Origin of the sequence: Pseudactinotalea terrae (genome assembly GCF_009733845.1) — a bacterium.
Lineage (GTDB): Bacteria > Actinomycetota > Actinomycetes > Actinomycetales > Beutenbergiaceae > Pseudactinotalea > Pseudactinotalea terrae.
Genome location: NZ_WNXZ01000002.1, coordinates 700,660 through 711,827 on the forward strand (window position 1 = coordinate 700,660; position 11,168 = coordinate 711,827).

Genomic DNA, 11,168 nt, shown 5'->3' on the forward strand with positions numbered 1-11,168 from the left:
GCCGACTCCCACGATGCCGAGTCAAACAGCGGTCAACCTCGGGTCACAGGCCGCCCGTGACGGCGTCGTCGTCCTCGCCCGGGCGAGCGCGCGGGCCGTGGGCGGGCAGGCGCACCCGGATCCGGGTGCCCACACCACCAGGTGGGTCGATGACGGCGATCGTGCCTTCGTGCAGGCCGACCGCCCAGCGCGCGATCGCGAGGCCGAGCCCGGTGCCGCCCGTGGACGTCCCACCGGTCTGCGTGGGTGCGTTGCCGCGCTGGAACCGGCCGAAGACCTGGTCACGCTCGGCCTCAGGGATGCCGTGACCCTCGTCGATGACGTCGATCACCACGTAGCCGTGGGTGGCGGAGGTCCGCACGGTCACCGTGCCACCCCTCGGCGAGTGTCGCGAGGCGTTGTCCAGGAGGTTGGAGACGACCTGGCGCAGCCGCTCCTCGTCACCGACGAGTCGCAGGTCGGCCGGCTTGGTCTCGACCGCCCAGTGCAGGTCGCCCCTCGCGCTCGCGCGCGAGGCGTCGTCCGTGATGCCCCGGAGGAAGGGGTCGACGGCGATCGGGGCCACCTGCAGGTCGGTCGCCCCGGCCTCGAGCCGGGACAGGTCGAGGAGGTAGGCGATCAGCCGGGACAACCGCTCGATCTGCGCAAGGGCAGCCTCAAGCGCCTCCGAGTCGGGCTCGATCACGCCGTCGGCCATGTTCTCGACCTGAGCCCGTAGCGCAGCGACGGGCGTGCGGAGCTCGTGGCTGACGTTGGCGACCATCTCCCGGCGCTGGCTGTCCAGCGCGTCGAGGTCGCCGGCCATCGAGTTGAAGGCCGCAGCGAGCTGTCCGACCTCGTCCTTGCTGTTGGTGTCGACGCGGATCGAGTAGTCGCCGCGCGCCATCGCGCGCGCGGCCGCCGTCATCTCGCGCAGCGGGCGGGTCATGCCGCGGGCGAGCAGCTGCGTGACCACGAGCGAGCAGACCAGCGCGAGCGGGAACATGCGGAGCACACCGAGGTCGGCCAGCCGGTCGCCGAGCCAGGTGATCAGCGCGTACATCGTGACCGTGGCCGCGATGATGACGATCAGCTTGCCCTTGAGCGACCGCACCGGGTCGAGGGGGCGCAGGTCGAGCATCGTGTCCGGGAACGGGTTGCGCCACGAGGGCTCGTCGGAGCGGGCGTGCCGAACCCGTGGCGGGTTCGGTCGGACCTGGCGCCCCTGCCGGTCGGAACCCGTCACAGCCGCCCCATCTAGCTGACCGGCTCGAGCGCGTAGCCGACGCCGTGCACGGTCCGGATCAGCTCGGAGCCGAGCTTGCGCCGCAGCGCCTTGATGTGGGAGTCCACCGTGCGCGTGCCCGAGGCGTCCGCCCAGTCCCACACGTCGGCGAGCAGCCGCTCGCGGGAGAGCACTGTGCGCGGGGTCGCCGCCAGGCACACCAGGAGGTCGAACTCGGTGGGCGTCAGGTGCGCCTCGGCGGTGCCGCGGAAGACACGGCGAGCAGCACGATCGATGGTGAGGTCGCCGAGCACCAGTGGCGGTTCGCCGTCGCCCGTCTGAACGCTCGTCCGGGCGCGCTCGACCCGCCGGAGCAGCACCTTGAGGCGAGCCAGGAGCTCGCGCATCGAGAACGGCTTGGTCATGTAGTCGTCGGCTCCGACACCCAGGCCGACGAGCAGGTCGGTCTCGTCGTCGCGCGCGGTCAGCATCAGGACCGGGGGAGCGGAGCGGCCGTCCGCGGCGCCCTGCGCCTGGATCCGGCGGCACACCTCGAGCCCGTCGATGCCGGGGAGCATGACGTCGAGGACCACGAGGTCGGGGCGCAGCGTGGTCGCAGCCTCGACGCCGGCGAGGCCGTCGCCGACCGAGTGCGCGGTCCACCCCTCCGCCTCGAGACGGCGGACGATCTGGGTCGCGATCTCGGGCTCGTCCTCGACGACCAGCACCACGGGTGTCGCTGAGTTCATGCCGCAACTGTGGCACAGCGGATCCGCAGATCGCGGGAGGTAGCGGCGGGCGCTGGGCAGGCCTCGTGGCGGGGTCGGGGAGGTCTCGTGCGCCAGATGTGTGCCACGACGGCCGCCCGGTACCGGCTGCGTGGCGTTCCGTCTCCCGCGCGAGCCGGTTAGGCTGTGCGCCACCATGGAGAGCGGTCATACCAAGCCGGTCGGTGATCCTGCGTGATCGTCGACTGGTTGCTTGTCTTGCTGGGTGTCGTGCTCACGGCCGGCACATTCGTCTTCGTCGCATCCGAGTTCTCGCTCGTTGCGCTCGACCCCACTGCGGTGGATCGCCGGGTCGCCGAGGGCGACAAGCGCGCTCCCGGCGTCGCCAAGGCTCTGCGCGAGCTGTCCACTCAGCTCTCCGGCGCACAGGTCGGCATCACGCTGACGACCATCCTGCTCGGGTACACGGCGCAGTCCGCGATCTCGAACCTGTTGGGCGCGGTGCTGGCGTCGGCTGCGCTCGCCGAGGCGGTCGCGACCGCGATCGCGGTGGTCGCCAGCCTCATCATCGTCAACACCTTCTCGATGGTGTTCGGCGAGCTGATCCCGAAGAACTGGGCGATCTCGGAGCCGATGAGGGTCGCCGGCCTGATCACGCCTGCGCAGCGGGGGTTCACCGCCGCGCTGCGACCGGTGATCATCGGGCTGAACTCCTCGGCCAACTGGGTGCTGCGCAAGTTCGGCATCGAGCCGCGCGAGGAGCTCAGCGGTGCCCGATCGGCACCCGAGCTCGCCTCGCTCGTGCGCCACTCCGCCGCCGCCGGGACCCTGGACGTCAGCACAGCCGCGCTGCTCACGCGCTCGATCGGGCTGGGCTCGCTCACCGCGACCGACGTGATGACCGACCGGATGCGGCTCGCGACGATGTCACCGGGCGACACCGCGGCCGATGTGATCGCGCGGGCACGGGAGACCGGGCACTCGCGGTTCCCGGTGATCGAGGACTCGCCCGACGAGGTGGTCGGGCTGGTGCACCTGCGCCGGGCTGTGGCGGTGCCGTTCGATCGGCGCGACACGGTGCCGGTCGGCGCTCTGATGGACGACGCGCCCCGCGTCCCCGAGACGATCCGGCTCGCGCCGCTGCTGCTCGAGCTGCGCGAGTTCGGCCACCAGATGGCCGTCGTCGTCGACGAGTACGGCGGCACCTCCGGTGCTGTCACGCTCGAGGACGTCGTCGAGGAGCTCGTGGGTGACGTCGCCGACGAGCACGACCCTCGCCGTCGTCCGGTGCTGGTGGGTGGTGAGCGCACCTGGGTGGTCGCGGGAACGCTGCGACCCGACGAGCTCCATCACGAGACGGGCCTCGTCGTGCCCGACGAGGCGCCCTACGAGACCCTCGGTGGTCTGGTGATGACCTCACTCGGTCGCTTGCCGCGCGTCGGCGACGAGGTGAGCCTCCCGGGTGTGCACCTGCGCGTCGAGCGGATGGACGGCCGTCGGGTCGACTCCATCCGGGTGACGGCGGTCGATGACGATCCGGAGGGCGAGGAATGAGCATCGGCGCAGGACTGCTGATCGCCGTCCTTCTGCTCGCCGCCAACGCCTTCTTCGTGGGCGCCGAGTTCGCGATCATGTCCGCACGGCGCTCGCAGATCGAGCCGCTCGCGGAGGAGGGCGTCCGCGGCGCCAAGACCGTGCTGTGGGCGATGGAGCACGTCTCCCTCATGCTCGCGTGCGCCCAGCTGGGCATCACGGTCTGCTCCACCGGGCTCGGCGTCGTGGCCGAACCGGCGCTGGCGCGACTGGTCGAGGCACCGCTGATCGCGGTCGGCGCGCCTGCCGAGGCGGCGCACGTCGTCGGGTTCACGCTGGCGCTCGCCATCGTGGTCTACCTGCACGTCGTGCTCGGCGAGATGGTGCCGAAGAACCTCGCTGTCGCGACTCCGGAGCGCGCCGCGCTCTGGTTCGGCCCGCCGCTGGTGTGGATCAGCCGCGTCGCCTCGCCGGTGATCCGGCTGCTGAACTGGATCGCGAACGTGGTGCTGCGGATGCTCGGCGTCGAGCCGAAGGACGAGGTGGCGTCGGCCTTCACCGCCGAGGAGGTCGCCTCGATCGTCGAGCGCTCACGCGCAGAGGGTGTGCTGGAGGACGAGGTCGGCGTCATCTCCGGTGCGATCGAGTTCTCGGAGGCGACCGCCGGGACGGTGATGGTCGGCCTCGAGGGGCTCACCACGGTCGGCGTGGGTGCCACCCCCGAGGAGGTGGAGCAGGCGGTGACGCGGACGGGGTACTCGCGCTTCCCGGTCGTCTCGGACGAGGGGACCCCGCTCGGGTACCTGCACGTCAAGGACGTGCTGTACGCGACCACGCCGGAGCTGCGCGCGGCGCCGGTGCCCTCGTGGCGGATCCGGCCGATGTCGATGGTGACGCCCGGTGACGAGGTCGAGAGCGTGCTGGCGAGCATGCAGGCCAAGGGCGTGCACGTGGCGCTGGTCTCCGCCGAGGGTGGGCCGGCGACCGGGGTCGTCTTCCTCGAGGACATCCTCGAGGAGCTCGTCGGGGAGGTCCGCGACCTCATGCAACGTGGCCAGCAGTCGCCTCGCAGGTGAACAGCGCTCGATCCGCGGTCGGCGCGGGGCTGGTGTGGTGACCCGCACGGTGCCCGTGAAGAACCTGTGGAAATCGCTCTCCCGGAACTTGGAAGTTGACCAGTTGTCCGTTACGTTTCCGTGATAGAAGTCCGCCGCGGGGGTCGGACGCCCAAGACAGCTGTGTGTCAGAGCCTGGTGGAGTTGGTGATTTGAGCGAGGAGAACGAGAACGCCGTGACGGCGTTCCCGACCCGTCGCGCCATGCGTGAGGCCGAGCGTCGCGCTGCCCGTGCCCAGCGCGAGCAGGCCGCTCCGGCCACGACAACCCCCGCCGCGAACGAGACTCCTGCCGTTCGTGCGGAGGTTGCTTCCGCTTCTGCTCCCGCTACCGAAGCGGACGCCGCCACGCAGGTGCCCGCCGAGGGCACCGCCGCGGCCGGCACGCCCCACGGGCCTGCACCGCGCTTCGCACGGTCGGCGTCCGCTGCCGGTCCGCTCACGCCCCGTCAGAAGCTCACCCAGCGCTGGCTGCCCCGAGTGGCGGTCCTGGGCTGCCTCGCCGTCGCCACCACGGCGATCCCGCTCAGCGGGGCTGCGACGCCGACGTCGGGCGCCACCACCGGATCGACCTTTGCGGCCAACAGCGCGCTCGATGTGCTGGCCGCCGAGCAGGTCGACGGCACGGACGCGTTCGACACGGGCGGCTCGTTCGCAGCAGACCCGCTCGCGGCGGCTCGCACGCTGCTGAGCGCCGGTCGTACCGATGGTCGTGACGATGTCCTGCAGTGCGGCAGCGCGCAGCTCGAGGCCAACGGTCAGGTGGCCGCCAGCGCCACCACCGAGCCTGTCGAGATCATGATGCCGTTGACGACCGGCAGCTACAAGCTCACCTCTCAGTACGGCTATCGCTGGGGTGGGATGCACGAGGGCCTCGACATGGCCGCGCCGCTGGGCACCCCGATCCACGCGGCTGCCGCGGGCGAGGTCACCTACGTCGGGTACGGCCTGGGTGGCCGCAGCGGCATGATCATCGTCCTCAAGCACGAGGTCGACGGCGAGATCTTCTGGACCTGGTACATCCACATGTATCCCGACGGGATCTTCGTGGAGCAGGGCCAGAGCGTCGCCGCCGGTGAGGTCATCGGCGAGGTCGGCTCCTATGGCAACTCGACCGGCCCGCACCTGCACTTCGAGGTGCACGTGGACAGCGAGATGACCACGGTCAACCCGGCGATATGGCTCGAGAGCCACGATGCTGCGCCGCTGACCGCCGAGAACCTCGCCTGCGCCGCCACCGAGTAGCGGAACGGGCGCGGCCCGCCGCCACCCGATCGGGTTGTGGCTGCCGGCGTTCGTCGGTGGATCAGCTCAGCTGCATGCCCCACCGGACGGTGTGGGACTCACCCGGCTGGAGGGTGATGAGGTGGTCGCCGGTGCGGAACGCGTCGGCGACACAGGTCATCGGCTCGGCTGCGAGCCCGGTGCGCCGAGCGTCGACCGCAGCAACCTGGTCGCCCGAGCACATCTGCCAGCAGTCCATCGAGTCGTCCATCCAGACGGCCGCCGTGCGGCCGTCGGAACCGCGCAGCCGCAGCCAGGACAGGCCGTCGGCCTCGCGGGTGGCGTCGACGAACGCGTCGTCGAGCTCGGTCGTGCCGAGCCGGCGGGGCTCGCGGAAGTCGAAGCGCTCCGGGAGCGGCTCGACGCCGGTGGGCAGCAGACGATCGTCCGTCGGGATCCAGGACTCGGCGTCGAGCTGCAGCACGGCGTCGTCGAGCGACCCCGGACCGGGGGAGAGCCACGGGTGGAACCCGACCCCGTACGGGGCTGCCGTGGATCCCAGGTTCGTCGTGGTGAGCGTGATCGCCAGCCCACCCGCGCCGTCGAGCGCGTAGGTGATGACCACACGCAGCGGGTGCGGGTAGCCCGGGATGGGCACGGTGTCGAGCGACAGCGTTGCCGAGGTGTCGTCGTGCTCCTCGAGGGTCCAGCGCTGCCACACGACGAGCCCGTGCAGCGCCGTGCCGCGCTGCGGCTCGGTGATCGGCAGCTGACGATCCTCGCCGTCGAAGGTGTACTGGCCGTCACGGATCCGATTCGGCCACGGCACCAGCACCGCGCCGTTCGAGGCGGGCGGCAGCTCGTCCTCCGGGAAGCTGACGATGACATCCCGGCCGCCGACCGAGAACTGGCGCAGCGTGGCGCCTACCTCGGTGATGACGGCCTCGTCAGAGCCTGCGGACAGAGCGACCTGGAACCCGGTGGGCGGAGCAGCGTTCGTCACCCGAACGACACTACCGACTCGCTGGACGGCGTGCGGGAGCGTGTTGAGGCGTGAGCGGGCCCCGCTCGACCGCACCCAGCGTGACTGCAGTGCCATGCGGGCAGCTGCGTCAACAGGCCGAGGTCGTGTGCGTGATGTGAGCGCCACCAGGGCGATGGAGTCACGCGTGGCCTCGCTCCGCGTCGGTGCCCCCGGCTGGATGCGAAACAGTACAGGCGGTCCGTCTCGTTACTGGGCTCATCGCTGCGAAGATGCCTGTGACGAGCCGGCGGCGACAAGCGAGCCCGCGCCACGCTCGCCAAGGTGCCCAAGCCGACGACCGAAGGACCGACCCTCGCGCCGGTGCTGTGGCATGCGGACGAGACCTGCATCGCGCCACGGCCAGGCCGGCTAGCGACCCTGAGACGAGCGAGTTGTGTGCAGACAGACCGCACCTGTCGGGATCCCCAGACTTGGATTCCGGGGCCAGCCGCGGCGCTTCGTCGCGCTGCCGTGACCGGGGGGAGGGTTACTTGCCGAACCTCTTGAATGCTCGGTCCAGATCGTCCAGCGACTGCTGAGCAGTCTTGCCAGCTCCACCGGTCTCGGTGAGCTTGATGCGGTGCCCGTTGGGGCAACTCTTGGTCGCGCCCGCCGAGATTTCCCGGATAAGCACAGTGAACGAGCGGCCGCACTGTGGGCACTCGATTTCGCCGTCGATGTCCATGCCGCCACGGTAGCGGCCGTGGGTGACACTCCCCCTCCCGCGCTCCTCAGCGGCCAGCGAAGAGGTGTTGCACTTGGAGACCTGTACGGGTTCCGGGACCTCTCGTGGTGGTCATAGCCCCGCCGCACCCGTACCGGCGAGCGTGAATGGAGCAGTGATTAGGTTGCCCGCGACCGGACGCATCGGTGTCACCCAGGTCGGGCTCTCGCCGGACAATCGAATGGCTGACAGTTGGCGGCCCCGGTCCACTACCCCGACTGACGCCAGAATCTAAGCCCGCAGCGCCGGCTCTGCCAAGCTTCCAGGTTACGGAGGCTGCGCGGGAGACCATCGGGCGATGAGCGACGACGATGCCACGTACCGGCCTCTGACGATCGTCCGCGTCGATGACGCAGCATCGGACTACCCATCCTCCCGGAGCGAGAACGAAGTGCACCTCGAGCTGAGTCGCAAGCCAAGCGATGATGAGTCCGCTGCTATCCGGGCGAGCTGGGGCCAAGTAGATAATCTGGGAGCTGCTGGCTGGCAGCGGCGGGTCGCCGTCGCCGTCAAGGGTGGACCCGCTGGTCGTCCTCAACACTTCTGTCGAGCGCTTAGCGCACCACCGACAGTGTCTCCTCCAGGCGATCGCTGCTGGTGACGAGGTTGGCCTCGTGGCGTTCAAAGCAGCGATCCGTGATGCCGAGGACCGGGCGGGCATCGTCAGCACGTGCGCGACGTTGGCGACAGGCTGGGCTGGTAGCACCCGCGGAAGGGCGCGGGGGACTTGAGGTGCTAGTCGAACACGCGATGATCGGTCCACCCACTGCCGGCAGCCCACCCGATCAGACTCACCCCGGATCCCGTGAGCAACCACAGGTGACTTATACCGTCTGGGACTGTCGGATCGCGATCTGGCAATCCCTTCGGCTCGAACATCATGACCATGTAGAGCGGGTCTGGGATGGCTCCCTGTCGCAGGGCCACGGCGAGGTGATGTTCGTCGGCGTCGAACGTCAGCACTTTCGCGAGTCTCCGGCTGATGTGCGGAACCTCGAGCAACTGCTCAACTGCTGCAGGTAGTCCTTGCAGCGATTCGTCAAGTACCCCTCCGGAGCCGGCCGGGGTGATCATCATCTTCGACCGCTCACCATCGGCTCGGATGGCGGGAACGCTGGGGTGTCCAATGAGCGATGAGTCGGTCTCCCACGCCAGCCATCGGGCGTCGGGCTCCCGATCGAGCACGTGCCACGGGAGCAACTCCGGGTGTGGGACGTCATGTGCCTCGCACAGCAGGATGACGGCCTCATAACAGTCGCTGAATCGGGGTAGGTCGTGTGCGTCGCCCACGTTGGCGGACCACCACCACCGCCCGGGCAAGGGCCAACCGAAGTCCGCCTGCCCAAGTAGCGAGTACGTCTGCTCGACTCCCGACCCGGCGTGACTTGTCACCTCGAGCGCGCCTGTGCGGCCATCCCCGTAGTGCAACAGGGCGTCGACAGCGCCCTGGCGGCCATCGACATCCCACGCCTGTGGCCGGGCGCCCGTCGCACGCGCTACCGCGACTGCGACGAAGCGCTCGCGTTCGTCCAGGCCCGAAAGGTCGCTCTCCATGAGTGGGAGACTATGAGAAGCGAAGGGCCGCGGTGCGTTGCCCACCAGGGTCGTTCGTCGTAGGGGATCCCGTCTAGTTCCGAAAACCGGTGAGACGCCGTGTACGGCGACGATCGATGTCATCTCTTGCCCCGATGGGCAGCCCACCGCGAGGTCCAAGCCCGCGCTCAAGCTGCGTCCACCTTGCCGCGACTTGGGGACCCGGGGTGTCCTTGCCAGAGCTACACGTTCGGCTAGGGCATAGTTCGGAGGCAACCGGCGAGGCAGCGAGGATGCTGTGAGGAAGACTATGGTGAGGCGTATGTCGAGTGACGCGAAGACGTGGGAAGCCATCGATAAGGCGACGACCCAGTACGAGCAGTATCGGACACTCCAGCGGGTTGGAGACCTGGCGGGCGTGCTTCGACAAGAACGCCGGGAGGAGACCCAGGTTGCGCCTCCACGCACCGACTTGCCACTGTCGCTGGCGTCAGAAGCGAGTCGGCGTGCCGTCCTGGGGTGAGTTAGTTCAAGAGTTTGACCAGCGGGCGCAGCGCGAGCAGGAGGAAGGAGAACAGCCGGGGGCACACGCCGCCGATAATCGCGACCCAATGGGATGGCTGACCACTTCGCTCACGCAACGAATGGTCGAAATTGGTGCGCTGCGTGACGATCGGAACGTCTTGTTTTATGCGTCCAGTTTCCTCCAGAAACCCGGTGCCGGGGCGGCGGTCACCTCCATTACACATGAGGACGTAAATGGCCTGATGGCTGTCATCTACGGCATGGACTACACCAGAGGCCTCACGCTTCTTCTCCATACACCGGGCGGCGTGACAACGGCCGCCGAGTCCTTTGTTGCCTATGTGTGCGCCAAGTTCCCTGACGTTGAAGTCATCGTCCCAACCTTCGCCTTCTCTGCGGGCACCATGATCGCTGCAGGCTGCGACAGGATATGGATGGGTCGGCAATCGCAACTGGGACCGATCGATCCGCAGATGCCGATGCCGTCAACGGGTAGGTTTGTATCGGCTCAGGCTATCGTCGCGCAGTTCGAGAAAGCAACCGCGGAAATAAAGGCGGATACCGACACCTCTCTTGCGTATGCACCGATCCTTCAAACGATGGGCCCAGCCCTCGTCCAGGAGGCGCGGGTCTCCCTTCGTTACAGCGAGGACACCGTCGCAACATGGCTGAGAACGCACATGTTCAGCGGCGATGCTGACGCCGACACGAAGTCGAAGCGGGCAGCACACTTCCTGAATGATCGCGATACGCACCTCGATCACAGCCGGCGCATCGACCGTGATTCGGCTCGTGCGCAGGGGCTGACAGTCCTTGACCTAGAGGACAATCAGGATCTGCAGGAGGCCGTACTCACTGCCTACCACTTGATGACGATTCTGTTTGAGCGGACGCCGTTCGCCAAAGTGATGTACACCCACCTCGGTCAGTCATGGCTCAAGAATTGGGCTCCCACGGGCGGATAGCAGGGCGGATGGTCTGAGAGCATCGCGATGCGCTCATCGAGGCAACTGGCTGCCGCTCCTGCCCACTCGGCGAGCATCCGTAGAGTGGTGCTCGGCAAGACCAAGTCGGTCTCGTGATTGGAGAGGTCAGCGTCCGCGAGCGGGATCCCGTGGATGGGCAATATCAGTCTTGGCTTCGCGAGGTCCGCGCGCGGACGACGCGCTAGCGAAACGCGGCCAAGATCGCGATCGCGTCGGCGATGTTCTCGGCGAGAAGCTCGCGGCCATTCTAGCTGACCTCGCCCTCCATGCATATGTTCAGGGCATTCTTAGTGGAACTATCGACCTCAACCTCAACCTCGACCTCGCACCGCTCGAGGTCGCACCAGGGATCGTGCTTGGTGTTCGTCGAGGGTCGCGTCCACCAGGGTCATCGCGACACCACCAGACGGATACGGGCGTCGTCGAGCTCGCCGCCGAGGATTTGTGGCTCTTCGCAGTTGAGGGTGTAGCGGCGGGTTGAGCCAGGCGTGGGTCGAGGTCCTCCGATGATGGGAGTTCTCACGCTGCCCATCTGGAAGACCTCGACGTGCTTGACGCTACCTTCGCTGACCC

General features: G+C 68.4%; 10 protein-coding genes. 4 read left to right on the top strand and 6 right to left on the bottom strand.

The features are described from left to right. Positions 1-43 precede the first annotated feature (43 nt). Together GPA03_RS10710 and GPA03_RS10715 are read right to left on the bottom strand one after the other, a co-directional pair. Positions 44-1,225 (bottom strand): HAMP domain-containing sensor histidine kinase, encoded by a 1,182-nt coding sequence (locus GPA03_RS10710; protein WP_241681231.1) that lies wholly within the window; start codon positions 1,223-1,225, stop codon positions 44-46. Positions 1,226-1,236: 11 nt separating this feature from the next. Next, on the bottom strand, positions 1,237-1,953 hold the full coding sequence (locus tag GPA03_RS10715) for a response regulator transcription factor (protein ID WP_156251953.1): 717 nt from the start codon (positions 1,951-1,953) through the stop codon (positions 1,237-1,239). 228 nt (positions 1,954-2,181) lie between these two features. Here GPA03_RS10715 and GPA03_RS10720 point away from each other — a divergent pair, with 228 nt between their 5' ends. The 3 genes from GPA03_RS10720 (at position 2,182) to GPA03_RS10730 (ending at position 5,824) form a co-directional block, all read left to right on the top strand. Beyond that, a complete protein-coding gene (locus GPA03_RS10720; RefSeq protein WP_241681232.1) occupies positions 2,182-3,486 on the top strand; it encodes a hemolysin family protein in 1,305 nt (434 codons plus the stop codon). Further along, a complete protein-coding gene (locus tag GPA03_RS10725) occupies positions 3,483-4,541 on the top strand; it encodes a hemolysin family protein (protein ID WP_156251954.1) in 1,059 nt (352 codons plus the stop codon). Before GPA03_RS10720 ends, GPA03_RS10725 begins: the two co-directional genes overlap by 4 nt. Positions 4,542-4,732: 191 nt before the next feature. After that, positions 4,733-5,824, top strand: a complete 1,092-nt coding sequence (locus GPA03_RS10730) for a M23 family metallopeptidase (RefSeq protein WP_156251955.1) — start codon at positions 4,733-4,735, stop codon at positions 5,822-5,824. A gap of 61 nt (positions 5,825-5,885) precedes the next feature. On the opposite strand, the gene GPA03_RS10735 is transcribed toward GPA03_RS10730, so the two are convergent. The 3 genes from GPA03_RS10735 to GPA03_RS10745 all read right to left on the bottom strand — a co-directional run bounded on the left by GPA03_RS10735 (position 5,886) and on the right by GPA03_RS10745 (position 9,105). Further along, positions 5,886-6,806 (bottom strand): aldose 1-epimerase family protein, encoded by a 921-nt coding sequence (locus GPA03_RS10735; protein ID WP_241681234.1) that lies wholly within the window; start codon positions 6,804-6,806, stop codon positions 5,886-5,888. Positions 6,807-7,314: 508 nt separating this feature from the next. Then, entirely contained in the window at positions 7,315-7,512 is a 198-nt protein-coding gene (locus GPA03_RS10740; protein WP_156251957.1) for a hypothetical protein, read from the bottom strand. A 774-nt stretch (positions 7,513-8,286) separates the two neighbouring features. Beyond that, the gene (locus tag GPA03_RS10745) at positions 8,287-9,105 is read right to left on the bottom strand and encodes a hypothetical protein (protein ID WP_156251958.1); all 819 of its coding nucleotides are present in this window, start codon (positions 9,103-9,105) and stop codon (positions 8,287-8,289) included. 485 nt (positions 9,106-9,590) lie between these two features. Between GPA03_RS10745 and GPA03_RS10750 the strand changes: the two genes are divergently transcribed. Then, the gene (locus tag GPA03_RS10750; RefSeq protein WP_156251959.1) at positions 9,591-10,574 is read left to right on the top strand and encodes an SDH family Clp fold serine proteinase; all 984 of its coding nucleotides are present in this window, start codon (positions 9,591-9,593) and stop codon (positions 10,572-10,574) included. 409 nt (positions 10,575-10,983) lie between these two features. Here GPA03_RS10750 and GPA03_RS22650 read toward each other — a convergent pair. Then, on the bottom strand, positions 10,984-11,168 hold a 185-nt coding region (locus GPA03_RS22650), incomplete at its 5' end, for a hypothetical protein (protein WP_206673512.1).

Excerpts from the sequence above, each read along its gene's own strand:
- GPA03_RS10715 (WP_156251953.1), bottom strand. The coding sequence starts at position 1,953 with ATGAACTCAGCGACACCCGTGGTGCTGGTCGTCGAGGACGAGCCCGAG.
- GPA03_RS10725 (WP_156251954.1), top strand. The coding sequence starts at position 3,483 with ATGAGCATCGGCGCAGGACTGCTGATCGCCGTCCTTCTGCTCGCCGCC.
- GPA03_RS10740 (WP_156251957.1), bottom strand. The coding sequence starts at position 7,512 with ATGGACATCGACGGCGAAATCGAGTGCCCACAGTGCGGCCGCTCGTTC.
- GPA03_RS10745 (WP_156251958.1), bottom strand. The coding sequence starts at position 9,105 with ATGGAGAGCGACCTTTCGGGCCTGGACGAACGCGAGCGCTTCGTCGCA.